The 24,142-nt window shown below is 32.2% G+C and carries 24 protein-coding genes; 10 read left to right on the top strand and 14 right to left on the bottom strand.

Annotation, left to right across the window (positions count from 1 at the left end):
* Positions 1–5: 5 nt before the first annotated feature.
* Complete coding sequence (locus G5V56_RS01570; RefSeq protein ID WP_166960246.1) at positions 6–473, bottom strand: lipocalin family protein; 468 nt, start codon at positions 471–473, stop codon at positions 6–8.
* 291 nt (positions 474–764) lie between these two features.
* Complete coding sequence (gene metG, locus G5V56_RS01565) at positions 765–2,900, bottom strand: methionine--tRNA ligase (RefSeq protein WP_166960243.1); 2,136 nt, start codon at positions 2,898–2,900, stop codon at positions 765–767.
* Positions 2,901–3,126: 226 nt separating this feature from the next.
* Here metG and G5V56_RS01560 point away from each other — a divergent pair, with 226 nt between their 5' ends.
* A complete protein-coding gene (locus G5V56_RS01560) occupies positions 3,127–4,110 on the top strand; it encodes a S66 peptidase family protein (protein WP_166960239.1) in 984 nt (327 codons plus the stop codon).
* Between the two features lie 3 nt (positions 4,111–4,113).
* Here G5V56_RS01560 and G5V56_RS01555 read toward each other — a convergent pair whose 3' ends face one another.
* The 3 genes from G5V56_RS01555 to G5V56_RS01545 form a co-directional block, all read right to left on the bottom strand.
* Positions 4,114–4,566: a DUF1569 domain-containing protein gene (locus tag G5V56_RS01555; RefSeq protein ID WP_166960235.1), complete on the bottom strand. Its 453-nt coding sequence runs from the start codon at positions 4,564–4,566 to the stop codon at positions 4,114–4,116.
* Positions 4,567–4,641: 75 nt separating this feature from the next.
* On the bottom strand, positions 4,642–6,408 hold the full coding sequence (locus G5V56_RS01550; RefSeq protein WP_166960232.1) for an energy transducer TonB: 1,767 nt from the start codon (positions 6,406–6,408) through the stop codon (positions 4,642–4,644).
* 11 nt (positions 6,409–6,419) lie between these two features.
* Positions 6,420–6,959, bottom strand: coding sequence for an RNA polymerase sigma factor (locus G5V56_RS01545; protein WP_166960229.1), 540 nt, complete (start codon positions 6,957–6,959; stop codon positions 6,420–6,422).
* A gap of 260 nt (positions 6,960–7,219) precedes the next feature.
* On the opposite strand from G5V56_RS01545, the gene G5V56_RS01540 reads away from it, so the two are divergent.
* Positions 7,220–7,813, top strand: a complete 594-nt coding sequence (locus G5V56_RS01540; RefSeq protein ID WP_166960226.1) for an acetate uptake transporter — start codon at positions 7,220–7,222, stop codon at positions 7,811–7,813.
* A gap of 137 nt (positions 7,814–7,950) precedes the next feature.
* On the opposite strand, the gene G5V56_RS01535 is transcribed toward G5V56_RS01540, so the two are convergent.
* Positions 7,951–8,694: a TerB family tellurite resistance protein gene (locus tag G5V56_RS01535; protein ID WP_166960223.1), complete on the bottom strand. Its 744-nt coding sequence runs from the start codon at positions 8,692–8,694 to the stop codon at positions 7,951–7,953.
* A 118-nt stretch (positions 8,695–8,812) separates the two neighbouring features.
* Here G5V56_RS01535 and G5V56_RS01530 point away from each other — a divergent pair, with 118 nt between their 5' ends.
* The 4 genes from G5V56_RS01530 to G5V56_RS01515 all read left to right on the top strand — a co-directional run bounded on the left by G5V56_RS01530 (position 8,813) and on the right by G5V56_RS01515 (position 11,752).
* On the top strand, positions 8,813–9,223 hold the full coding sequence (locus G5V56_RS01530; RefSeq protein ID WP_166960220.1) for a BrxA/BrxB family bacilliredoxin: 411 nt from the start codon (positions 8,813–8,815) through the stop codon (positions 9,221–9,223).
* 80 nt (positions 9,224–9,303) lie between these two features.
* Positions 9,304–10,041 carry a lysophospholipid acyltransferase family protein gene (locus G5V56_RS01525; RefSeq protein WP_166960217.1) on the top strand — a complete coding sequence of 246 codons (738 nt, stop codon included), beginning with the start codon at positions 9,304–9,306 and terminating at the stop codon, positions 10,039–10,041.
* Positions 10,042–10,050: 9 nt separating this feature from the next.
* A complete protein-coding gene (locus tag G5V56_RS01520; protein WP_166960214.1) occupies positions 10,051–11,043 on the top strand; it encodes an acyl-ACP desaturase in 993 nt (330 codons plus the stop codon).
* A 55-nt stretch (positions 11,044–11,098) separates the two neighbouring features.
* Positions 11,099–11,752 carry an HD domain-containing protein gene (locus G5V56_RS01515; protein ID WP_166961099.1) on the top strand — a complete coding sequence of 218 codons (654 nt, stop codon included), beginning with the start codon at positions 11,099–11,101 and terminating at the stop codon, positions 11,750–11,752.
* On the opposite strand, the gene G5V56_RS01510 is transcribed toward G5V56_RS01515, so the two are convergent.
* Positions 11,749–12,636 carry an AraC family transcriptional regulator gene (locus tag G5V56_RS01510; protein ID WP_166960211.1) on the bottom strand — a complete coding sequence of 296 codons (888 nt, stop codon included), beginning with the start codon at positions 12,634–12,636 and terminating at the stop codon, positions 11,749–11,751. The two genes, G5V56_RS01515 and G5V56_RS01510, sit on opposite strands and share 4 nt — an antisense overlap.
* Positions 12,637–12,835: 199 nt before the next feature.
* On the opposite strand from G5V56_RS01510, the gene G5V56_RS01505 reads away from it, so the two are divergent.
* Together G5V56_RS01505 and G5V56_RS01500 are read left to right on the top strand one after the other, a co-directional pair.
* Positions 12,836–13,450 (top strand): hypothetical protein, encoded by a 615-nt coding sequence (locus tag G5V56_RS01505; protein ID WP_166960208.1) that lies wholly within the window; start codon positions 12,836–12,838, stop codon positions 13,448–13,450.
* Between the two features lie 365 nt (positions 13,451–13,815).
* On the top strand, positions 13,816–14,403 hold the full coding sequence (locus tag G5V56_RS01500) for a hypothetical protein (protein WP_166960204.1): 588 nt from the start codon (positions 13,816–13,818) through the stop codon (positions 14,401–14,403).
* Positions 14,404–14,684: 281 nt separating this feature from the next.
* Here the strand turns inward: G5V56_RS01500 and G5V56_RS01495 are convergent, their stop codons facing one another.
* The 7 genes from G5V56_RS01495 to G5V56_RS01465 form a co-directional block, all read right to left on the bottom strand.
* Entirely contained in the window at positions 14,685–15,467 is a 783-nt protein-coding gene (locus G5V56_RS01495; protein ID WP_166960201.1) for an enoyl-CoA hydratase/isomerase family protein, read from the bottom strand.
* Between the two features lie 43 nt (positions 15,468–15,510).
* Positions 15,511–16,965, bottom strand: a complete 1,455-nt coding sequence (locus tag G5V56_RS01490; RefSeq protein WP_166960197.1) for a sensor histidine kinase — start codon at positions 16,963–16,965, stop codon at positions 15,511–15,513.
* A gap of 50 nt (positions 16,966–17,015) precedes the next feature.
* Positions 17,016–17,564 carry a CopD family protein gene (locus G5V56_RS01485; RefSeq protein WP_166960194.1) on the bottom strand — a complete coding sequence of 183 codons (549 nt, stop codon included), beginning with the start codon at positions 17,562–17,564 and terminating at the stop codon, positions 17,016–17,018.
* 25 nt (positions 17,565–17,589) lie between these two features.
* Positions 17,590–18,939 carry an MATE family efflux transporter gene (locus G5V56_RS01480; protein WP_166960191.1) on the bottom strand — a complete coding sequence of 450 codons (1,350 nt, stop codon included), beginning with the start codon at positions 18,937–18,939 and terminating at the stop codon, positions 17,590–17,592.
* Between the two features lie 14 nt (positions 18,940–18,953).
* Positions 18,954–19,967, bottom strand: a complete 1,014-nt coding sequence (gene hemH / locus G5V56_RS01475; RefSeq protein WP_166960188.1) for a ferrochelatase — start codon at positions 19,965–19,967, stop codon at positions 18,954–18,956.
* 78 nt (positions 19,968–20,045) lie between these two features.
* Positions 20,046–20,207 carry a hypothetical protein gene (locus tag G5V56_RS01470; RefSeq protein ID WP_166960185.1) on the bottom strand — a complete coding sequence of 54 codons (162 nt, stop codon included), beginning with the start codon at positions 20,205–20,207 and terminating at the stop codon, positions 20,046–20,048.
* A 7-nt stretch (positions 20,208–20,214) separates the two neighbouring features.
* Positions 20,215–21,138, bottom strand: a complete 924-nt coding sequence (locus tag G5V56_RS01465) for an AraC family transcriptional regulator (RefSeq protein WP_166960182.1) — start codon at positions 21,136–21,138, stop codon at positions 20,215–20,217.
* 170 nt (positions 21,139–21,308) lie between these two features.
* Here G5V56_RS01465 and hemA point away from each other — a divergent pair, with 170 nt between their 5' ends.
* Together hemA and hemC are read left to right on the top strand one after the other, a co-directional pair.
* Positions 21,309–22,568: a glutamyl-tRNA reductase gene (gene hemA / locus G5V56_RS01460; RefSeq protein ID WP_166960179.1), complete on the top strand. Its 1,260-nt coding sequence runs from the start codon at positions 21,309–21,311 to the stop codon at positions 22,566–22,568.
* Entirely contained in the window at positions 22,561–24,138 is a 1,578-nt protein-coding gene (gene hemC, locus G5V56_RS01455) for a hydroxymethylbilane synthase (RefSeq protein WP_166960177.1), read from the top strand. The genes hemA and hemC overlap by 8 nt, the downstream gene beginning before the upstream one ends.
* Positions 24,139–24,142: the final 4 nt, after the last annotated feature.

The raw sequence follows: 24,142 nt of genomic DNA, 5'->3' as shown, positions 1-24,142 counted from the left end.
TTTTATTATTTATTAAAGTTCATTGTAATTGTAAACGGTTTTCCATCAACATATACAGTTTGTTGCCATTGCATAGATACCTCTGACAAAGACGTTAAACTTAATCTAAAACCTTGATTTGTATCAGATTTATGCTTTGCATCTGTTGGCTTTAACAGAAAGTCATAAAGTCCAGTATCTGCATTAACTTCCTGAATTGTAAAAACAAAATTTCTTACTCCTGTGGTACAACTTGTCTCATTAATAGAATAGGTTCCTGTGTTATTGTTAGGAATGAATTGCCATGTACTTCCTTCAAAACAATCTTTAGAGGTATCATTAAGTAAGGTTACATTATATTTTCCTATTTCACTATATGTTATTGAATTTAAAGTCCAATCACCTTTAATGACTTTTTTGGAGTCTCTAACGGTTTTTGACGACCCACAACTGAATAATCCAATTGCTAAAAAAATTAGTAGTATCTTTTTCATAATTATTATAGTTATTTTATTTTACAAAGGTTTAAATTTTTTGATGCTTTTACATTACAAGATTATATGATTAGTTTATATGATTTCCATTTAAAAGATGGATTATTATTGTTGAAATAATATCAAAATATAGAAGCTTTCATCACTAAAAGGATTAATTATTTCTTGAATATCATAATTTATTTGTTACGATTTAATATACGAACACTATGCTATATTAGACTTTAAAACAATTCAAAATTTAACTTAAAGGCAATAATTAATCTATATGCTTTTTTTGAAAAGCTAAAACTAACTTATCTTCAATCCGTTAGTAATAGAAGCATCATCTGGATTTACAAAAACCAATTTTCCTTCTTCATTTTCAGTCATTAAAATCATGCCTTGGCTTTCTACACCACGAAGTTCTCTTGGTGCCAAATTAACTAAAACGGTCACTTTTTTTCCAACAACTTCTTCAGCCGTAAAACTTTCAGCAATTCCTGAAACAATGGTTCGAACGTCAATGCCTGTATCAACTTTTAAAATCAATAATTTCTTTGCTTTCGGCATTTTTTCGGCTTCAAGAATCGTTCCTACACGCATGTCTAATTTTGTAAAATCATCGAATGTAATCGTATCTTTTTGAGGTTCTACGGTCTTATTGGCGACTTCATTTACTTTTTTACTCGCAATGAGTTTATCTATTTGGATTTGAATCGCCTCATCTTCAATTTTTGAAAACAATAATTCTGCTTTGCCTATTTGGTGTCCTGATGGAAGTAGGATTTCTTTTGTACTTATGTCATCCCAACTTAAATCGTCATTACGAGACTCAATTTTATGAGAGGTGGCAAGCTGCTTATTTGAAGAGATAACCACATCGCTTTGCTCCTCGTTATGACGTAACCCGAGAATGCCTTTAAGCTTTGTTGACGTAAACGGCAAAAACGGTTCACTTAAGGTTGCCAAAGCACTTGCAATTTGCAAAGCTACATACATAATGGTTTGTACACGAGATTCGTCTACTTTAATGACTTTCCAAGGTTCTTCGTCGGCTAAATATTTGTTTCCTAAGCGCGCTAAATTCATTAATTCTTGCTGTGCTTCTCTAAATCGGTAGCGCTCAATAGAACTCGAAATCACATTAGGATACGTTTTAATAGCAGCTAAAGTTTCTTCATCTACTTGAGAAAACTCATTTGGATTTGGAACAACGCCATTGTAATATTTATTGGTTAACACAACCACGCGATTAATAAAGTTTCCAAAAATAGCAACCAATTCATTGTTATTTCTGGCTTGGAAATCTTTCCAAGTGAAATCGTTATCCTTGGCTTCGGGTGCATTAGCTGTTAAAGCGTAACGTAACACATCTTGCTGATTTGGAAAATCAATCAAATACTCTGGTAACCAAACCGCCCAATTTTTTGAGGTTGATAACTTATTGCCTTCCAAATTTAAAAACTCGTTCGCCGGAACGTTTTCTGGCAAAATATAAGAGCCTTCTGCCTTTAAGACTACTGGGAAAATAATACAGTGAAATACAATATTATCTTTACCAATAAAATGAACTAGTTTGGTGTCTTTGTCTTTCCAATATGGTTCCCAATCTTTCCCGACGCGTTTTGCCCATTCTTTTGTTGAAGATATGTAACCAATAGGCGCATCAAACCATACGTACAATACTTTTCCTTCGGCACCTTCTACCGGAACGGGAATTCCCCAATCTAAATCTCTGGTTACGGCACGAGGTCTCAAACCATCATCAATCCACGATTTTACCTGTCCGTATACATTAGGTTTCCAATCTTTTTTATGACCTTCTAAAATCCATTCTTTTAAAAAAGCTTCATGCTTATCTAAAGGTAAAAACCAATGTTTTGTTTGTTTTAAAGTAGGTACGTTTCCAGTGATAGCGGACTTCGGATTAATTAAGTCGGTCGCATTTAAACTGGTTCCACAGTTTTCACATTGGTCACCATAAGCTTCTTCATTACCGCATTTTGGACAAGTCCCTGTTACAAATCGATCGGCTAAAAACTGATTCGCTTTTTCATCATATAACTGTTCTGAAGTTTCCTCAATAAACTCGCCTTTATCATATAGAGTTTTAAAAATTTCGGAAGCTGTTTCATGATGAATTTTTGCCGAAGTACGCGAATAATTATCAAAAGAAATTCCGAATTCTTCAAATGATTGCTTGATAATAGCATGGTATTTATCAACAACATCTTGAGGCGTTACACCTTCTTTTTTTGCCTTAATAGTAATAGGCACGCCATGTTCGTCGCTTCCGCAGATAAAAGCCACATCATTATCTGTTAATCTTAAATAACGTGCGTAAATATCAGCTGGCACATAAACACCCGCCAAATGGCCAATATGAATAGGGCCGTTTGTATAAGGCAATGCCGCTGTAATGGTATATCTTTTTGGTTTATTCATCAATCTTAATTAAAATGTCATTGCAAGAAATGTTGTGACGAATCAATCTCATATTATGAAACTCAAAATAAACAGATTACTTCGTTTCTCTTGTAATAACGAGTCATTTTTAAGCCACAAAAGTACACATTTTGAAGGCTATTTAGAAAAAAAATGTACATTTACATTATGCAGGAATCCCTACTTATTTTCTTTTAAATTTGAACAGAATAGAAAACATTACATTATGATATTTAAAAAACTAATTTTAATCCTTTTGTGCACTATAACAACTACGGTTTTTTCTCAAGATAAAACCACACAACCACCCTATTTAAAAGCAGGCGATACCGTTGCTATTGTCGCTCCTTCAGGGGCCTTAATAAATAAAGAAGATAAAATAGAACAATCTATAAACCTATTAAAAAGTTGGGGCTTACATGTGGTTGTTGGTGACAATGTTTTTAAAGTATATAACCATTTTGCTGGTACCGATGATGAACGTTGTGAAGATTATCAAAAAGCGTTAGATGACCCAACTATAAGTGCTATATTATGCGCAAGAGGTGGTTATGGAACGGTTAGAATTTTAGATAAATTAGACTATTCTAAATTTAGAAACCACCCCAAATGGCTGATTGGCTATTCCGATATTACAGCATTACACAACCAAATGCAAAATGAAGGCTATCAAAGTATTCATGGACTAATGTGCACCAGTATGCAAGACGACTTAAGTGAAATAAAAGAAACCATTTCAACCTTTAAAGATGCTATTTTTGGAAATCCTTTAGCCTATACGTTAGAAGGTTCTGAGTATAATAGACCAGGGAAAGCTACTGGGGAATTAATAGGTGGTAATTTAACGTTATTACATACCATGTTGGATTCTAAAACCAGCATGGACACCTCTGGAAAAATATTATTTATTGAAGAAGTTGGCGAATACAAATATCATATAGACCGTATGTTACAAAGCTTAAAACGTGCTGGCTATTTTGATAATTGTAAAGGAGTTATTGTAGGCGATATTTCTAACGTTCGAAAAAACACAACTGACTGGGGTTCATCTGTAGAACAACTCATTGTAGATGCGCTTTCTGAATATGATTTTCCTATAGCGTTTAATATGCATGCTGGCCATGAAGATGATAACAGAGCGATGATTTTTGGTAGAACAGTTGATTTAACGGTTGGCAAAGATAAATCTACGTTTGTTTTTGAGGAGTAAAAATCACACTCCAAACTGCTTCAAATGATGATCTAAATGTTTATAAAATAAATTGTTCCATTCTTCAGACGTTAATTTACCAAAAGAATGTGATGGTTTATTGTTAAAATAAGCCGAACCTAAGCTTTGCGTTTTCTTAATATAATCGATTAATCGCTGTTTTTCTTGTTCGAAATTTTTAGAATCTGAAATCACAAATTCAGGAGCTGTTCTGCTGTTTTTTTTATATGGTTTTTCACTAACAACATAAGGTTTTACAATAGCTTTAAGCATCCATTTTTTAAAAGGGTTTGGTTTTACTTGCTTGGGTTCGTAAATCATTTCGTAAGTCACATTACAATGCGCTAACATTTGGTCGACACTCATTTTTCCCCATTGCGGTTTTGCGTAAGCATCTAATTTATCAAGTCTGTCAATTATGATGTTAGTCTCTTTTAAGTCGAAAATATTTTTCATTTTGAAAGTATATTAGTCATATAAAATTAAGCGTAATCTAATATACAAACAAATGATTGAAGTTGATAACTTAAGCTAAAACGACTTATTCAATTTTTCCAATTCACGTTTCAATTCCTCGACCGTGACCTCCTTAAAATCAAACTCCAAACTAGGCTTTGTCTGCGTTTGAGTTTCTACAATATCAAAATACAATTTTCCATTATCCTTTTTAATAGCAATCAATACTATTTCTTGAGCATTTGGCACATTTTTAAAATAAAATTCACCATTAATTTTCCTGCTTGGAATCACACCAGATATAGATTTGAAAACCATATTTACTGTAGTTCCTCGATAATCATTTATTTTTAATAAATATTTAATGTTGTTACTGCTGTTTACAAACCTATCGCAGTTTATCCAACCTAAATTAGAACTTCTTAAAATATAATTATTGACTTCTGAAACGCTTATATTAAAGCTGTCTTTGGACTTTAATCTATCTTCAAAACTCATATTAACAATAGAATCTCGAATAGCATTCGTACCAATGGGCATCGCATTAGTACTGTTTAAAACCATTCCAGTGGTTCCATCTACTTCAAAAATAATGGGTAATGAATATGGCACTGTAACCGCTTTCCCTCTTTGTTTTCCTGGTTGCATTTTTGGTAATAATGAAAGCACTCTGCTTGCTTCTCGTTCTAAATCTGGATGACTTGATCTTGTTCTAATAGCAACAACTTCACCTTCAATATTAATTTTGAAAATGACATTTATTCGTTGCCGTCCCCTTAAACCAAGATTTGTTATAATTTTCGGATTAAAATTTCTTTGAATAAATGCATCGATAGAATCTTTCATGCATCTTTTACCAGAGGTATTTTGTAAATTTTCGCAACCTGGATATACCGGAATTTGTTCTATAACAGCAAAAGGGACCTCAACATCTTCTTCAAAAATTTCATTTTTAACTATTGGAATATCTTGCTTTTCAGGCGTCCAGTTTATGATTCCTTCTTCCCATTCACCTGAAAAAAGTTGCATGTTTTCCTTTTTAACTTTTGAAGGAAATACAATTTCGATACTTGTGTTTTCCTTGAGTTTTAAAATAGATTCGTTCAGTTTTGCTTCAACATGCAACATACCTCCAGTTTCTAATAAATTTCCATTAGATGTGGTTGTTAAATTGGCTAATAATATATCTGAAAGTTTATAAAATTCGGTAACATTCAATGCTAACTTACCTGCTATTTCGCGATTATCTGTCGTTATAAATGAATTCGCTTTAATGATTAACTTAGTGCCTTCTTTGCAAATTAAAGTGGTGTCCTTTTCAGAAGAAATAGTGAACGTTTGAACTACTTTTTCGTGAATTTCAACCTCGGCAGATAGTTTTTCTGTTAGTCCGATTTTACTGGATACCATTTGTTTTTCAACCTTTACTTTTTCTGTCGTCAAAGTATCTTTAATCCCTGTTGAGTCTTTTAAAACAGGTTCTGAAAACACAGAATCTAAAACTATCTTAGTAGTTGTATTGTTATTTGGTTGCACTCCGGGTTTTATAGTAGTATCTGTTTTTAAATTAATATAAATTAATGCCGAAACCGTTAAAACAACCACCGAAATTCCTAAATATTTGAACCAGATATTTCTAACATAAATTTGCTTTGCTTTATTAATTTCGGTCTTTAAAGTTTGTCGTTTTAAGCCTTCTAAAAAAACGATGTGGTCTTCATACAAACTATTAAATTCGGCATCTGTTTTTAATCTATTTTCAAAGTCTTGACGTTCGCTTTTTGATAGTTTATTGTTTAAATAGTTATTTATTAACTCTATATGTTGAATGTGTTGTTCCATGGTTTTCCGAATTAAGATTGTTCATTGTTACTTGTTTGATAGATGTCTTTTGCTTTGGTTAAGCACTTGTACTTCTGGTTTTTGGCAATCTTTTCAGATTTAAAATTCATCACGTTTGCAATGTCTTTAAAAGACAATGCTTTGTGATAAAACAGTTGTAAAAGTTGTTGACATCGTTCTCCTAATTCAAGAAAGGCACGCTCGGCACGTTGGTACTTTTTTTCTTCTAAAATACTATGAAAACAGTCTATTTCGGTGTCGTTAAAATTTTTCAGTTCCTCTTTTGAAAATTTCTTTTGAGTATTCTTCCAAAGAAATCGAGATACTGAATATAGATAGGTGTAAAATGAAGATGTAAGTTTAAAATCTGATTTCTCTAGATTTCTATTGAGTATAATTAAGGCTTCTTGAAACACATCTGAAGCGTCGTGTTTTTGTCCGCCTTTTGATACAATTAAAGCTTCAATTTTTGGATATAAGCTATATAATTTACTGAAAGCTTTTTCGCGTTGACCATTTTTGAAAAGTTCTAAGATTTTTTTGTCATTCATAAAACTGGTTTATTACTTAATGGTCAATACACCCAAAGGTCTCCCTTAATTTTTGACAAATTTAATACTCTTCTTATAATTGACTATGAACACAACAAATTACTACCTTTTCTGGAATGACAAAAGACCAACCTTTCTCCATTTCATCAGTTACTTATTAAGTATTTAGCACTTGTCCAAATTTTTTCTGAAACTCTTACATAGATTAGGGTACTTAAGCAATAATTTTATAAATTTAAAAAAATAATTTTATAAACTAAATGGACAACCATACACAAACAACTAGACAAGAAGATGTTACATCTAACCCAGCGCCACTTGGCTTGATGGGTTTTGGAATGACTACTGTACTTTTGAATATTCATAATGCCGGTATTTTTGAGCTTGGTTCTATGATATTAGCAATGGGTATTTTTTATGGCGGATTAGCTCAAGTCATCGCGGGAATCATGGAATGGAAAAAAGGCAATACGTTTGGAACAACGGCCTTTACTTCTTATGGGTTTTTCTGGCTCACCTTGGTCGGACTAATTACATTGCCTAAAATGGGATTAAGCGCTGCTCCTGAGAAGTTAGCTATGGTGGCATATTTAATAATGTGGGGGATTTTTACTGCCGCTTTATTTATAGGTACTCTAAAATTAAACAGAGCCTTACAATTTGTGTTTGCTTCGTTAACATTGCTTTTCTTTTTGTTAGCTCTAGCTGATTATACTGAGAGCGTTGCCATAAAACACATTGCTGGGTATGTTGGAATTGCTTGTGGGTTTTCAGCAATTTATACAGCATTGGCTCAAGTACTTAATGAAGTGTATGGAAAAACAATAGCTCCAATTGGACCTATGAAAAAATAACATAACCACTAAATTCCTGTTTCTGGTTTAGAGACAGGAATTTTGTTCTATTTATAATAATATGTAGTTAGTAAAAAACCCTTCTTACAGTACACTCTTTACTTTAAACACCAAGCCCTTTTGTTTTTGCAACCGCTCTAAAACCCGCGCTCTTTCTGCAACTGTTCGTAAGCAGCTTGTACTTGCCTAAACTTTTCTTCAGCACCTTTTTGGTGTTCTTTTCCTAAGTGAATCACTTTATCTGGATGGTATTTTTTAGCCATCGTTCTGTAAGCTTTCTTAATATCATCATTGGTGGCAGATTTATTAACCTCCAGAATTTTGTAAGCGTTATCGGTACTTTCATAAAACATAGCTTTTATACTTTCATAATCGCTATGATTAATGCCTAAATAACCCGCAATGGTATAAATTTGAGCAACCTCATCCTCGGTTACCATACCATCAGCTTTTGCTATCCCAAATAAAAAATGTAATAGTTGTAAGCGAGACGCATGTTCCATCATTTGCCTAATCTGCAAACACACCTGTCTGGTAGAAATATTTTGTTGCTTATTTATTTCTTTAAACAACCTAAATGCTTGATTGGCGCGTTCTTTACCATACATACCAACAAACTGCTGTCTCACAAAGTCTAATTCGCGTTGGTCTTGTTTGCCATCTGCCTTAATAACTATAGAAGCCAATATAAGTAAGCTAACTTCAAAATCTCCTGGTTTTGTTTGTGGTCGTTGTCGTGTTTGTTGCCCATGATATACGGTGCTCGCATTACCACCAGACATCCCATCAACAACACTTCCCAATGCCAATCCTAAAATAGCTCCAATAGGGCCACCAAACGACCATCCTAATGCAGCTCCTATCCATTTTGAAAAACTCATGTAAGTATCAATTTTATTTATCGTCAAATATAATATTTGTTAGTTGATTGCCTGTCTGTTTTGTTACACAATTGATATATTTGCAATCAGATTTAGTTAATTTTTAAAATTTAAAAATATGTATCCAGCAGAATTAGTAAAGCCAATGCGCGAAGATTTAACCAAAGTTGGTTTTGAAGAATTACATACTGCCGAAGCTGTAGATGCAGCTTTAGCGAAAGAAGGCACAACCTTAGTGGTTGTAAATTCAGTTTGTGGTTGTGCTGCAGCCAATGCGCGTCCAGGAGCGAGAATGAGTTTGCAAAACGCAAAAAAACCAGAACATATAGTCACTGTTTTTGCAGGAGTTGATAAAGACGCTGTTGATAAAGCAAGACAACATATGGTTCCGTTTCCTCCTAGCTCACCAAGTATTGCTTTATTTAAAGATGGCGAATTAGTGCACATGTTAGAGCGTCACCATATAGAAGGCAGACCTGCTGAAATTATTGCAGAAAACCTTATGGATGCTTACAACGAGTATTGCTAAAAAGATTTGAAAGTCTAAAGTTTTAGACTGAAAAAGAAAAACCACGACAAAATCGTGGTTTTTTTATTTATTTTTGAATCATGTTAAAAGTACTATCATATCCATTAACCATTATTTATTATCTGTGTTTTTTATTAACACTAGTTATATTTCATCCTATACAATGGTTTTGTTTTAATGTTTTTGGATATCAAGCTCATAAAAAAAGTGTTGATGCCTTACAGTTTTGCTTAATGCGTTGTGCTAATATTTTAGGCACCCGTTTTACATTTATAAACCCTTATACAATTGACACCAATCAGCCCTTAATTATTGTTGCCAATCACCAAAGTTTTCATGATATATACCCCATTACGTGGTACATGCGCAAACACCATCCTAAATTTATTAGTAAAATAGAATTAGGAAAAGGCATCCCGAGCGTGTCTTATAATTTACGTCATGGCGGCGCAGCTTTAATCGATAGAAAAAATCCGAGACAGTCATTACCAGCACTTATGAAATTTGGCGACTATATTGAAACTAATAAACGAAGTGCCGTTATTTTCCCCGAAGGAACCCGAAGTAAAAACGGCGTTCCAAAATCGTTTCAAACCAAAGGATTAGATATTTTATTTAAAAAAATTCCATCTGCGCTCGTTGTTCCTATTTCAATAAATAACTCATGGAAGATGTTTCGTTACGGTAAATTCCCCATGGGTTTGGGCAATCATCTTACGTTTACCGTTCATAAGCCCTTAAAAGTTAGTACCTTTACCAATAAAGAGGAGCTTATAAATACAATAGAAGCTACTATAAAAAACAATATACAACCATAAATAATATATATGTCATTAAAAAATGTTCGTTTAGAAGTCATGCAGTTTTTGGAAAAAGATGTCGATTCCTTAATTGAAAAATACTTAATTCCAATTGATAAAATATGGCAACCTACAGACTTTCTACCAAACTCAGAAGGGCATACCTTTTTTGAGGATGTTAAAGAAATTAGAGAATTATCAAAAGAATTACCCTACGATTTCTGGGTGGTTTTGGTAGGTGATATGATTACCGAAGAAGCCTTACCAACTTATGAATCCTGGTTAATGGATGTTGAAGGCGTCGACCAAGTTGAGGGTCAAAACGGATGGTCTAAATGGATACGCCATTGGACTGCCGAAGAAAACAGACATGGCGATGTGCTTAACAAATACTTATACTTATCGGGTCGGGTAAATATGCGCGAAATTGAAATAACCACACAGCACCTTATTGCAGATGGTTTTGATATTGGTACCGATAGAGATCCGTATAAAAACTTTGTATATACCAGTTTTCAAGAATTAGCAACCTACATTTCTCATAACAGAGTTGCTAAAATAGCTACTAAAAGTGGTAACAAACAATTAGGGAAAATGTGTAAAATAATTTCTGGTGACGAAATGAGACATCATCATGCGTATTCAGAATTTGTTGACCGTATTTTTAAAGTTGATCCTAGCCAAATGATGATGGCGTTTCATTATATGATGAAACAAAAAATTACCATGCCAGCTCACTTTTTAAGAGAATCTGGAGACAAAATAAGTACCGCCTTTGAAGAATTTTCGAATACAGCACAACGTATTGGGGTTTACACATCAAGAGATTATGTAGACATTTTACAAAAACTCATTGTACGTTGGGAAATTGATAAAATTACAGGTCTTACCGATGAAGCCGAAAAAGCAAGAGATTACCTCATGAAACTGCCAGAAAGAATGTTACGATTAGCAGATAGAATGAAAATTCCTGAAAACTCATTCCAGTTTAAATGGGTTGAACCAGCAGTTATAAAATAAATTCATATTAAAAATTCCTTTCGATATGGAAAGGAATTTTTCTTTTTATCATATTATGACTTCAAAAGAGCAAATTAACGAAACCATCTCATTTGTAAAACAACAATTAGCCGATGCCGAAGGTGGTCACGATTGGTTTCATATAGAGCGTGTATATAATAATGCCGTGCTTATTTCTAAAAATGAGCCAGTAGATTCGTTTATTGTTGCTCTTGGCGCTTTATTACATGATATTGCCGATAGTAAATTTCATAATGGCGATGAAACCGTTGGACCAAAAATAGCACGAGAATTTTTATTTAAATTGAATGTTGATTCATCTATCATAGAACACGTTATTAATATTATTGAAAACATTTCATTTAAAGGTGGTAACGAGGCACAGCAATTTAACTCGCCAGAATTAAGTGTGGTACAAGATGCAGATAGATTGGATGCTCTTGGTGCCATAGGTATTGCGCGTTGTTTTAATTATGGTGGCTTTAAAAACAGACCGCTTTACAACCCAGATATTAAGCCTAATCTTAATATGAGTAAAGAGGAATATAAGGCTTCAAAAGCACCAACCATTAATCACTTCTACGAGAAGTTACTTTTATTAAAAGATAAAATGAATACGCAAACTGGATATAAAATAGCTTTAGAAAGACACCAATATATGGAGGGCTTTCTAAAACAATTTTATAAAGAATGGAATGGGCTTAATTAAACAAGTGATGTCTGTTCAATAATCTTTTTAATTTCCTTTCTGTAGTTAGAGGCACTTTTTCCTGTTATCTCATTAAACTGTTTGTTAAAATGTGAAAAGTTGTTAAACCCACATTCATAACAAATATCCGCAATACTTAATTGACTTTCATTCAATAATTTAGTCGCATGTACTACACGATATTCATTCACAATTTCAGTAAATGTTTTTCCAGTTGCTTTTTTGAAGAATCTACAAAACGCCGGCACGGTCATACTAACTTTATCTGCAATCTCTTCTAAACTTATATGTCTTTGGAAATTGGTGTTTACAAACTTAAAAATGATATCAATTTTAAAACTGTCTTGCGGTTTTGTTTCAAATGCAAATCCATCTGCATTTAATAAGGAATAATCTTCAGATTTTGCTAAGTCATTTAGAACTTCTAGAAGCATTAAAATCCTTTCAAAACCTTCTAAATCTATTAAACTTTCAATTTTGGGTCCAACTAATTTCTTTGCTTCAGGTCTGTAAAGTATTCCTTTTTTAGCACGCTCAAATAAATTAGCGATTCCATTCATCTCAGGTGCATTAAAAAATCCTTCCCCTAAAAAATCAGATTTAAACTGAACAACAGTTTCAGTACCATTTGCAGTTAATCTATCTGTAAATCCGTTATGGGGCAAATTAGATCCTAACAATATAAGCTGACTGTTATTAAAATATGAGAGGTGATTTCCAATATGTCGTTTACCTTTACCTTTATTTACATATACCAGTTCTAACTCTGGATGAAAATGCCAAAAGGCAAAGTTATTTTCCCTCTTTTCAGTATGTTGTTTAATTAATAAAGAACTACCAAAGCTTGGGCTCACTTTTTCGAATGTAGGTTTCTTATTAGGCATAATTCTTTTTGCTACAAATTTACGACATAATTATTTTAAATAGTATATATAATTAACAATAATATATACTATTTTACCTTAACAATTTGTTAACTATATATTTACAGTTAAAATAACATACAAATTGACCAAAATGGATGTTTTTTAACGGGCTAATGCATGATACATTTGTCATGTTGAACGTTAAAAAAACCAAGTCATGAAAAAAGTAATTAAAAAAAGTATTTTAATGGGAGTTATGTTAACTACCCTATTAAGCAACGCTACTAACGAAGGTTCTTCTTTTATTCCTAAAAAAGAAAAAGATATTTCGAGAACAATGGTTACCATAAACGATGTTAAAAAAGGACAAAAATTGGTAATTAAAGATGTAAATGGTTTTGTACTATACAAAGAACTCTTAAAGGAAGCTGGAATTTATACTAAAACATTTGATTTAACCGAGTTGCCGGATGGTGATTATGTCTTTGAATTAGATAAAGATTTACAGATAAAAACAATTCCTTTTAGTGTATTTTCAAATGAAGTGACCTTTGATAAAGAAAAGGAAACAACTATTTACAAACCCTATATAAGATTAAAAGACAATTACATTTATATTAATAAACTAGCTTTAAACGAAGCTCCTTTAGATGTGAAAATTTATTATTCGGGTGATAGTAATACTGGTTATAAAGAATTAATACATTCTGAAACTATTAAAAACACCAAAAGTATTGGAAAAGTATATAAACTTTTAAAAGATGCTCCCGGTAAATATAGTGTAGAACTAAGTTCAGACAGCAGAACCTATCAAGAATCTTTTACTCTATAACCAGTAATTATAATTTGTTGGTTAAAAAAGGTGTACAATTAAGTACACCTTTTTTTTGATTAATCTTGAGTATTTATCCTTTCAGTAATCCTTAAAATTATTTCTACCACTAATATTATACTATTGATGTTATTCACATTAAAAAATTACATACATCTATAATTAACATGCTTACTATTAATAGTTAATTTCAACAAAAAGCTTATAAACATATATTAATTTAACCTAAGTATATGCTATTTTAACTTAACATTAAATTAACATAGAATAAATTGATAAAATAGCATATAAATTAGTCAAAATTGATGTTTTGTAACAGAGTCATCCATTATAAATTTGTACTGTAATTATTAAAGAACCAAATCATGAAAAATAGAAAAACAATAATTAATAAAAGTATAGTAGCAGGATTAATGCTAACAGCATTAGTTGGCCATGCAAATGATAGTTTTAAAACTAATCCTATCAACAACATCAATAAAACAATCATTACTTTAAATAATGTTAAAGAAGGAAATCAATTATTGATTAAAGATCTTAATGGTATTGTTATTTACAGAGAAGCCATTAAAAATACAGGAACATACTCTAAAGGTTTTGATTTAACAGCGCTTCCAAAAGGAGATTATTTCTTTGAATTAGAAAAAGACATTGAAATTAAATCAATTCCATTTAAAGTTGAAGAAAAAAAGGTGGTTGTTAATGAGAACGAAACGACCATTTATAAGCCTTATGTATCTACAAAAGGTAAATGTGTGTTTGTAACTAAATTGGCTTTAAATAAAGAGCCTTTAAGTGTAAAAATTTACTCAGAAGATGGTGTTTTACTTCATTCTGAAACTATTAACGATACAAAAACAATTGAAAAAGCTTATAAACTTGCATTACACGGAGACTATAAAATGGTGCTTTCGTCTAATGGAAGAGAATATTCAAAATACATCTCAATTTAAAGTTTGATGTGATATATTCAGTTTAGTTTAGTTTGTTAAAAAGGTGAGTTCTATGAATGGCTCACCTTTTTTAAGGTATTTATTAAAAATTTAGGTTAAAATAGAATAGAATATCGTTAATATAGATGTTTTAATGGCGGCTCAAGAGCCTTATTTTTGTATAAGAATTTTGAGTTTACAAAAGTTCACATCACGATATATGATGTATTATTTAGTTTAGTTTAGTTTGTTAAAAAAGTGAGTGCCTAGGTACTCACTTTTTATTTTTAGCCTTTTATTATTTATTTACCTGGAAAGTTTGCTTTTCGCTTTTCTAAAAAGGCAGTGGTTCCTTCAACAAAATCTTCTGTCCCAAAACAATTACCAAATTCTTTTATCTCAATATCAAAACCATTAATTCCATCAGTATAATTGGCGTTAATGGCCCTAATGGCTGCACTAATTGCTACTGATGAGTTATTAGTGATTTTAGTTGCTAACTTTGTACATAACGGTATTAATTCTTCTTGAGTTGTTACATGATTAACTAATCCATAGGTTAATGCTTGATTAGCATCAATCATTCCTGCAGTCATAATCATTTCCATAGCACGACCTTTTCCAACCAAATTTGGTAAACGCTGTGTACCACCGTATCCAGGAATTACGCCGAGTGATACCTCAGGTAGTCCCATTTTTGCATTATCACTAGCCACTCTAAAATGGCAAGCCATAGCCAATTCTAATCCGCCTCCAAGCGCAAAACCATTCACAGCAGCTATAACAGGTTTAGATAGATTTTCAACAAAATCAAATAATATGTCATGACCTTTAGCGGACAATTTCTTTCCTTCTTTCACATCAAAATCTGCAAATTCACTAATATCTGCACCTGCTACAAACGCTTTTTCTCCACTTCCAGTTACAATAATAACCTTAACCTCACTATCTTCCTCAGCAGCTTTAAAAGCCTTATGTAATTCTTTGATAGTCTCCTTGTTTAAAGCGTTTAGCTTGTTAGGTCGATTAATAATTATGGTGTTTATACTATTAGTGACTTTTGATAGAATGTTATTATAACTCATGTTTACTTAATTTACTTTTATATGTGTATGTTTTTATCAGCAGTTAATTTTCTTTAGGTAATATTACTTTAAAACTGGTTCCTATGTTGGTTTCAGATTTAAAAGAAATACTGCCTTTGTGCATTTCAACTATATTTTTAACCATGGCAAGACCAAGCCCCATACCACTAGATTTGGTAGTAAATTTAGGTTCAAATACCTTATGCTTATTCTCTTCAGAAACACCAGAACCATTATCTGAAACCGTTATTACAACATCATTATTTTGAGATTGAACACTTACAACTATTTTAGGTTCTTTAGTATCTGGAATGGCCTGAATAGCATTTTTTACCAAATTGGTTACCACTCTAATAAGTTGTGTTCTATCAAACTTAGCAATAATTTCATCAGTATCCGAACTGAAAACAATATAATCTTCGTTAAATATGTCTAAAGCCAATTTTACTGTTTTAACCACATTAAGTGTTTCGCTTTGTTGCGCTGGCATTTTTGCAAAACTTGAAAAAGCTGAAGCTATAGAACTCATGGTATCAATTTGCTGAATCAATGTTTTAGTGTATTCATCTACTTTTTTGTAAATATCTTCGTCTGAAGGATCAAATTTTCTTTGGAAGTTTTGAACGGTTAAACGCATAGGGGTCAACGGATTCTTAATTTCATGAGCCACTTGTTTTGCCATTTCTCTCCAGGCTTGCTCACGTTCACCTGTTGCTAATTTTACAGCACTTTCCTCAAGCTCATCAATCATGCTATTGTATGAATTAACTAATATTGAAATCTCATCACTTGCATCTTCAATCTCAATTTTTTGATTACGCTTTTCTAAACGCGTCGTGTTAATTTTTTCACTAATGGTTTTTAATGATTTTGTAATATATTTTGATAACCAAAAAGCAATGGCTACAGCAATAAGCATTACAAAAGAATAGGCAATAAATAGCCTTATTAAAAATTCGTTTAATTCATTAGATAGAAAATTGTCATTCTCTAAAAAAGGCAGATTTAATATGGCTATAGGTTTAAACTTTTGATCTAATATATACGAATATGAAGATTGAAATGTTTCTCCGTTTTCTTTACTTTTTTCAATATACCGATGCTCTGCTTTATTGGAAAGTTCGTTTAAAACCTCGGTACGCATACATATTTGTAAAGTATCTAGCGTAAGTGTGGCTCTTGATGTTTTTAAAAGAGATCCATCTAAATCATAAATATTTAATTGAAGTGAATGAACTTCGGCAATTTTATAAATCTCGTCTTTAAATATTAACGGAATTTTTTCGGTAGTAACCGGATAGGATGTCTCTCTTAAAACATAGTTAATATGCCTTTGTATAGCTATTTCTTTACGCTCAAGTCGCTGTTTATGATAATCTTCTGTTTCCCCTTTATATTGATATATGGCAACACCTGCAATAAGAATGGAAGCTAAAAGCACCAAAATAATCATCCCTAAAAAAATACGTGTACGAAGCGACAACTTTTTTAATTTCATGCTTTAAAATGTAAAGAGTATTAAATATAGCAATAATCAAACCAATATTATCACGCATCAGGATTTTTAGCTCTTATAGTTTTATAGAGCTTAAAACCTATCATAATTAGGAGTGCTAAAAGGATAAGACCAATAAGTCCATAAATCCAATTAATAGCATTTTTTAAAATTACCAAAAAGACAACTGCAAATAAAATAAAAGTGGCCCCTTCATTCCAAATACGCATAAAACTAGATGTTTTTTTAACCACATCATTTTGTAATTGTTTAAAGTATTGATGTGTTTTAAGATGATACAGTATAAGAAGAATAACAAATGCTAATTTAACATGCATCCAAGGTTGTTGCAACCAATACGGTTGTAAAATAAGTAACCAAATAGCAAAAATAGTTGCTAAAATCGCTGAAGGCCAAGTAATAATATACCACAACCGTTTGGCCATAAGTTTAAGCTGTTTTCCTAAAATTTCCTTCTCTGGTGATGGTTTATGAAACGATTCTATTTGGTAAACAAACAATCTGGGAATGTAAAATAAGCCAGCAAACCATGTAATAACAAATATGAGGTGAAACGATTTTATATAATTATAAAACTCCATATAGTCTCCGTTTTTACAATATAAACTAGTCCTTATTGATTAACTCTTTTCTCACTTCTTTATTTAAAAAGTAGGCTGTCACCGCTGTAGATAATACATCTGAAATGGGGAATGACATCCAAACACCTAACTCTCCGTAAAATTTTGGCAGAATTAAAATTAAAGGAATAAAAAATAGTCCTTGACGCAATAGCGTTAAAAGTAGAGCAGGTATAGCTTTTCCTATAGCTTGAAAATAAGCAGCCCCAATAAGTTGAATAGCTATAATAGGAGTTGCAGCAAAAACCCAACGCATATCGCTTGGTGTTTTACTTAAAACAGCTACATCAGACGTGAACATTCTAGTTATTTCTTCAGGGAAAATCATTAACAAAATAAATACCAACGTAGCCATAATCATAGCGTATTTGATGGCAATATTAATGGTGTGCCTCACTCTAGTAAAATTCTGGGCCCCATAATTAAATCCTGCAATGGGTAAAAATCCTTGTGTTAAACCTAACACAGGAAACATTGCAAACATTAACATTCTTCCCACTATGGCATATGATGTTACTGAGGTTTCTCCGCCTAAATCATATAAGATATTATTCATAAATAAATAGGTAATACTCACTACAGCTTGTCTAGATAAGGTTACAAACCCAAGTGATCCTATTTCTGACACAATAGACTTACTTAATCCAAAATGCGAAAAGCTTATTTTTAACTCAGAATATTTGGATAGAAAAAACCAAACAATAAAACCCAAACAAAGCACATAGGAAATTGAGGTTGCCCAAGCGGCACCTTCCATTCCAAAGTCTAATACATTAATTAGAATATAGTCTAAAAGCAAGTTACTAACAGACGGAATCATCATGGCATACATCGCAAATTTGGGTTTGCCTTCTGCTCGAATAACCGTGTTTCCCATCATGCAAAGTGCTAAAAAGGGAACACCATAAAGGACAATAGTGTAATAAATTTTAGCAGGATTGAAAATAGCTCCTTTACCACCAAAAGACAAAATAATGCTGTCTCTAAACGTTAATCCTATAACAACCAAACTAATGGTTAGCAACAACGTAAGAGTTATTTGATTGCCAAAAGTTTTTAATGCTTTTTTATTGTTATTAGCCCCTAAAGCTCGCGAGATAATTGACGATCCTCCAATACCAATTGACATCCCTAACGCTGCAATAAAAAAGGATACTGGTAGCACAACATTAATGGCGGCTATAGCAATAGAACCTATCCAATTTCCAACAAAAATAGTGTCTACTAAAATATTTAGAGACATCACTAAAATCCCTATTGATGCAGGAACAGCTTGCTTAATAAGTAATTTGCTTATTGGTTGAGACCCCAAGTCTTGGGAAGATATTTTTGCCATTTATTATTTGTGGTTTAAACCCAGTTAGTAATCCATTTTGATACTAATGATACCCATTCGGCATCATCATTTAAGCATGGAATCGTGGTAAAATCTTTGCCTCCCATTTCGTGAAAAATTTCTTGTCCTTCCATAGCTATTTCTTCTAAAGTCTCTAAACAATCGCTAACAAAAGCAGGAGTTACAATAGCCATGTTTTTTATGCCTTGTTTTCCTAAACGCTCAATGGTTCTATCTGTATACGGTTGCAACCAAGGATCAAAACCTAGTCGCGATTGAAACGACGTAGAAAACGTTCCTTCTTTTAATTTTAAGGTTTCACCAACTAATCTAGTGACCTCATAACATTGATGTCTATAACAAAATTCATGCGCTTTTGAAGGTGTTGAACAGCAACTTCCATCTATTTTACAATGCGATTTAGTAATATCACTTTTTCTAATATGTCGTTCAGGAACTCCGTGATAGGAAAACAATAGATGTTCATAGGTTTTTCCTTCTAAGTGTTTTTTTATAGAATTTGAAAGTACTTTGATATAATCTGGATTATTATAAAAAGCTGGTAGTGATTCTATTTTTAAATTGGGAAACTGTGCTTTTTGAATCTCATCTGCCAACACAACAATGGTCTCGGTAGTTGCCATGGCAAATTGCGGATATAACGGAATTAGTAACACTTCTTCTACCCCTTTATCTACTAAATCCTGAAGTCCTTTTTGAATAGACATACTTCCGTAACGCATGGCTAAACCAACTGGAACCTCTACTTGTTTTTCAACTTTTTCCTGTAATCGTTCTGATAACACAATTAGCGGAGAACCTTCGTCCCACCAAATCTTTTTGTACGCCGCGGCCGACGCTTTGGGACGTGTTTTTAATATAATGCCTTTAACGAGTAATGTTCTTGCCCAAAGCGGCAGGTCAATTACACGTTCATCCATTAAAAATTCACCTAAATAGTTCTTAACATCTTTTGGTTCTGGACTATCTGGAGAACCAAGGTTTACTAGTAAAACACCCTTTTTCATTAACAATATTATTTTTTATTACGAAGATAACGCCATTACGTGTTATTTTGATTTATTCTTTATTTCTTTTCAAAAAGATTAACTTTTAGCTTGTTCTGTTTTTTGTTGATGGTATAATTTAGGTCGTTCTTCATTATAATCACAATCTTGAAAAATTCCGCAAGACACATTAGAACGCACTAAAGATTTCGAATTTTCGTATTTAGATAATGCCTCGATTTCTGGAGTTAGATATTTCATTTTTAAATTAATTTAAAGACATAATATATTTCTTTGGTGTTGTACCATACTTCTTTTTAAACGCTGCAATAAAATGACTCGATGTACTATAGCCCACTCTAAGACCAACTTCATTAACATTATTATCTCCAGACTCCAAGAGCTTTCTGGCTACTTCCATTTTATAATCAAATAAAAAACTAAAAACCGAGTCTCCATAAATTTGTTTAAATCCGTCTTTTAATTTTTTTAAACTTAGCCCAATTTCATCAGCCAATTCCTGTAAACTTGGAGGTTCGGCCATTCTAGAAATAATAATATCTTTAGCTTTCTTTATTTTAGTTACATTAGTTTCATCAACTAAAAAAGGGCACTGTTCAATATTGTAAGTATCTTCATTTCTATTGAAATACAAGCTTAAAATTTCATAAGCTTTTCCTCTAAAATATAATTGTTTTATAGATTGATTTAGGTTGTAATTGATTAATTGATTTAAAACAATAGCCATTGAGGGAGATATTTCTCCATCCTTATAATATTTTTTTTCTTTATTATCCTCGTTTAAAAACGAGATATAATTGGCTTCTAAAGAAAATAAGGAATGAAACTTTTTGATAGAAATTAAAACAGAAACAACCCATGAGTTTGGATTTATTTCAAGATTAATTGGTAAGCTCTTTTGTGGGTTATAAAGTAATAACGAATTTTCTTCAAGTATGTTTAAAATATAAGCGCCCTCATTAAAGACAAACTTACTTAGACCCTTTAAACAAAAATGAAACTGTATAAAATTATTTTGAACGCTTCGCTCTAAATTTATAACCCTTTCCTCATCATTCTTATAGGCTAGAACAAAAAAATCATCATCAACTGCCGTTTCTTCAAAATACCCTTTAGCGACATTTTTTTTGTTATTTTTATCTTGTAATAGATTGCTGTTATTTGGATTCATTCTAAATTACGATATAAAAAGTACGTTATTTGCCCCCAAAAATATGATAAATATCATTTACTCGTTAAAAAAACAGTTAAAAACCTCAAATCGACACTAAAAGTTCTTTTGGCGTTGTTTTTTTACATTTGAGCAACATACATTTGTTAAAAAAAAATTGAAAGCTATTTATGCATCAATATAATGTTTCTAAAAGTAGTTCTTTTTATGCCATTGGTTTAAGTTATAAAAAAGCTGATGCCGACATAAGAGGACACTTTAGTTTAGATGAAAATTCAAGGATAAACTTACTCAATCAAGCTAAAGAAGCCGGTATTGAAAGTTTGGTTGTTACATCTACTTGTAATAGAACCGAAATTTATGGATTTGCTCAACATCCATTTCAACTCATCAAATTATTATGCGATAACACTAAGGGAACTGTAGAGGAGTTTCAAAAAGTAGCATACATTTATAAAAACCAAGAAGCTATCTCACATTTATTTCGTGTTGGTTCTGGTTTAGATAGTCAAATTTTGGGCGATTTTGAAATTATTAGTCAAATAAAAAAGAGTGCCATTATTTCAAAAAAAATGGATTTACTTAATCCGTTTATAGAACGACTTGTTAATGCCGTTATTCAGGCCAGCAAGCGTATTAAAACTGAAACAGACATCTCATCTGGAGCTACATCAGTGTCTTTTGCTTCCGTACAGTATATATTTCATACCGTTGAAGACATATCACACAAAAACATCTTGCTTTTTGGTACAGGAAAAATTGGAAGAAATACTTGCGAAAACCTAGTCAAGCATACTAAAAATGAGCGCATTACACTCATTAATAGAACTAAAAATACAGCAGAACATATTGCTGGAAAATTTAACTTAGTTGTTAAGGATTATACCAATTTACAAGAGGAAATTAGCAACTCAGATATTTTAATTGTCGCTACAGGAGCACAAAGACCGACCATTGATAAGCATCTTATCCAGTCCGATAAACCATTATTAATTCTAGATTTATCGATTCCAAAAAATGTGCATGACAACGTTGAAGATTTACCTAATGTAATGCTGGTTCATTTAGATGATTTATCTAGAATTACAGATGAAACTCAAGAAAAAAGAAAAGAGCACATTCCTCTTGCTGAAACCATTATTGAAGAGGTAAAAAAAGAGTTTAATGACTGGTTAGAAACCAGAAAATTTGCTCCCACCATTAAAGCGTTAAAAAATAAGTTAATCGACTTTAAAAATGCTGAATTAGAATTACAACGCAAAAAAAATGCTGATTTTAATGAAGAACAAGCCGAATTAATTAGCAATAATATTATTCAAAAAATAACAAACCACTTTGCTCATCACTTAAAGGACGATAATATCTCTACAGATGACAGCCTTGAGCTTATAAAAAAAGTGTTCCAATTAGAAACTTTAATCGATGTCTGAAATCATACGAATTGGTACTCGCGATAGTGAATTAGCATTATGGCAGGCTAAAACTGTACAACAACAACTTGAAAATTTAGGCTACAAAACAGAATTAGTTCCTGTTAAATCAACCGGAGATTTAGTTCTAGACAAACCTTTATACGAACTAGGAATTACTGGTATTTTTACCAGAACCTTAGATATAGCTATGTTGAACGAAGATATTGATATTGCCGTTCATTCACTTAAAGATGTTCCAACCATCTTACCAAAAGGCATTATTCAAGCCGCCGTTATAAAAAGAGGTAATATTAACGACACCTTGGTTTTTAAAAATAACGAAGAGTTTTTATCGCAAAAAGAGGCCATTATTGCAACAGGTAGTTTACGAAGGCGCGCACAGTGGCTTAACCGATTTCCAACGCATACCATTGTTGATTTACGTGGAAATGTAAACTCGCGTATGCAAAAACTAAAAGACAATGACGATTGGAATGGTGCTATTTTTGCTGCCGCTGGTTTAGGTAGAATTGGTATACGACCGGAGGAAGCCATTAACTTAGATTGGATGATTCCTGCTCCTGCTCAAGGAGCAGTGATGATTACATCTCTTAAAGAAAATGAATACGCGGTAAATGCCTGTGCTGAATTAAATGATGAAGAAACCGAGATTTGCACTACTATAGAGCGTGAGTTTTTAAATCGGTTAGAAGGTGGATGCACTGCTCCTATTGGAGCTTTAGCTAAAATTAAAAACGAAGAAGTTTCTTTTAAAGGTGTTTTATTAAGTAGAGATGGCTCTAAAAAAATTGAGGTGACTCGTGTTGAAAAATTAGGTTCTCATCATACCATCGCAAAATTCTGTGCCGACTATGTTATAGAACGTGGTGGCAAACGTTTAATGGATGAATTGCTAAGATCGGAAAAACAAACCATGGTTTACTCTACAAAAACATTAACCGAAGATCAAAGGCATTTATTAAATCATAAAATATCTGTAAAAAGTGCTGACTTCATTAAAGTGAGCATTAACCGAATTCCAAAAACAATTTTAAAATCAAATCTTAAAAATATTATAATCACTAGTAAGAATGCTGTTGAATCTCTAATAACAAATTTTTCAGCAGAAGAGTTACAGTTTAATAGTATTTATTGCGTTGGAAGGCGGACAAAAAAATTAATAGAACAAAAAATTGGCAGCGTAACCCATTCAGAAAATAACGCTAAAAATTTAGCTAATTATTTAGTAGATTATATTGAAGGAACCGAAGTGACTTATTTTTGTAGCAATTTACGTTTAGATGAGTTACCAAAAATTTTAGAAGAAAATAACATCACTGTTAATGAAGTGGAAGCGTATCAAACAGTCTATTCATCTATAAAAGTTGATGACTCTACAGAAGGAGTTATGTTCTACAGCCCATCAACAGTGGAAAGTTATATATCTCAAAATAAACCAAAGAAAATAGCTTTTTGTATAGGTGAAACTACCGCAAAAGAAGCAAAAAAACACTTTAAAGATGTTCGTACAGCTAAGGTACCAACTGTTGAAAGTGTGATTGAATTAGTGAATGAATATTACGTGTAAAACA

Origin of the sequence: Yeosuana marina (assembly GCF_011762485.1) — a bacterium.
Classification (GTDB): Bacteria; Bacteroidota; Bacteroidia; order Flavobacteriales; family Flavobacteriaceae; genus Yeosuana; species Yeosuana marina.
Note: the sequence above shows the minus strand (reverse complement) of the source record. Positions and strands in the feature narration are given on the sequence as shown.

What these genes read in the sequence shown, in the direction of transcription:
- G5V56_RS01570 (WP_166960246.1), bottom strand. Translation starts at nt 473, where the DNA reads ATGAAAAAGATACTACTAATTTTTTTAGCAATTGGATTATTCAGTTGT.
- metG (WP_166960243.1), bottom strand. Translation starts at nt 2,900, where the DNA reads ATGAATAAACCAAAAAGATATACCATTACAGCGGCATTGCCTTATACA.
- G5V56_RS01560 (WP_166960239.1), top strand. Translation starts at nt 3,127, where the DNA reads ATGATATTTAAAAAACTAATTTTAATCCTTTTGTGCACTATAACAACT.
- G5V56_RS01555 (WP_166960235.1), bottom strand. Translation starts at nt 4,566, where the DNA reads ATGAAAAATATTTTCGACTTAAAAGAGACTAACATCATAATTGACAGA.
- G5V56_RS01550 (WP_166960232.1), bottom strand. Translation starts at nt 6,408, where the DNA reads ATGGAACAACACATTCAACATATAGAGTTAATAAATAACTATTTAAAC.
- G5V56_RS01545 (WP_166960229.1), bottom strand. Translation starts at nt 6,959, where the DNA reads ATGAATGACAAAAAAATCTTAGAACTTTTCAAAAATGGTCAACGCGAA.
- G5V56_RS01540 (WP_166960226.1), top strand. Translation starts at nt 7,220, where the DNA reads ATGGACAACCATACACAAACAACTAGACAAGAAGATGTTACATCTAAC.
- G5V56_RS01535 (WP_166960223.1), bottom strand. Translation starts at nt 8,694, where the DNA reads ATGAGTTTTTCAAAATGGATAGGAGCTGCATTAGGATGGTCGTTTGGT.
- G5V56_RS01530 (WP_166960220.1), top strand. Translation starts at nt 8,813, where the DNA reads ATGTATCCAGCAGAATTAGTAAAGCCAATGCGCGAAGATTTAACCAAA.
- G5V56_RS01525 (WP_166960217.1), top strand. Translation starts at nt 9,304, where the DNA reads ATGTTAAAAGTACTATCATATCCATTAACCATTATTTATTATCTGTGT.
- G5V56_RS01520 (WP_166960214.1), top strand. Translation starts at nt 10,051, where the DNA reads ATGTCATTAAAAAATGTTCGTTTAGAAGTCATGCAGTTTTTGGAAAAA.
- G5V56_RS01515 (WP_166961099.1), top strand. Translation starts at nt 11,099, where the DNA reads ATGACTTCAAAAGAGCAAATTAACGAAACCATCTCATTTGTAAAACAA.
- G5V56_RS01510 (WP_166960211.1), bottom strand. Translation starts at nt 12,636, where the DNA reads ATGCCTAATAAGAAACCTACATTCGAAAAAGTGAGCCCAAGCTTTGGT.
- G5V56_RS01505 (WP_166960208.1), top strand. Translation starts at nt 12,836, where the DNA reads ATGAAAAAAGTAATTAAAAAAAGTATTTTAATGGGAGTTATGTTAACT.
- G5V56_RS01500 (WP_166960204.1), top strand. Translation starts at nt 13,816, where the DNA reads ATGAAAAATAGAAAAACAATAATTAATAAAAGTATAGTAGCAGGATTA.
- G5V56_RS01495 (WP_166960201.1), bottom strand. Translation starts at nt 15,467, where the DNA reads ATGAGTTATAATAACATTCTATCAAAAGTCACTAATAGTATAAACACC.
- G5V56_RS01490 (WP_166960197.1), bottom strand. Translation starts at nt 16,965, where the DNA reads ATGAAATTAAAAAAGTTGTCGCTTCGTACACGTATTTTTTTAGGGATG.
- G5V56_RS01485 (WP_166960194.1), bottom strand. Translation starts at nt 17,564, where the DNA reads ATGGAGTTTTATAATTATATAAAATCGTTTCACCTCATATTTGTTATT.
- G5V56_RS01480 (WP_166960191.1), bottom strand. Translation starts at nt 18,939, where the DNA reads ATGGCAAAAATATCTTCCCAAGACTTGGGGTCTCAACCAATAAGCAAA.
- hemH (WP_166960188.1), bottom strand. Translation starts at nt 19,967, where the DNA reads ATGAAAAAGGGTGTTTTACTAGTAAACCTTGGTTCTCCAGATAGTCCA.
- G5V56_RS01470 (WP_166960185.1), bottom strand. Translation starts at nt 20,207, where the DNA reads ATGAAATATCTAACTCCAGAAATCGAGGCATTATCTAAATACGAAAAT.
- G5V56_RS01465 (WP_166960182.1), bottom strand. Translation starts at nt 21,138, where the DNA reads ATGAATCCAAATAACAGCAATCTATTACAAGATAAAAATAACAAAAAA.
- hemA (WP_166960179.1), top strand. Translation starts at nt 21,309, where the DNA reads ATGCATCAATATAATGTTTCTAAAAGTAGTTCTTTTTATGCCATTGGT.
- hemC (WP_166960177.1), top strand. Translation starts at nt 22,561, where the DNA reads ATGTCTGAAATCATACGAATTGGTACTCGCGATAGTGAATTAGCATTA.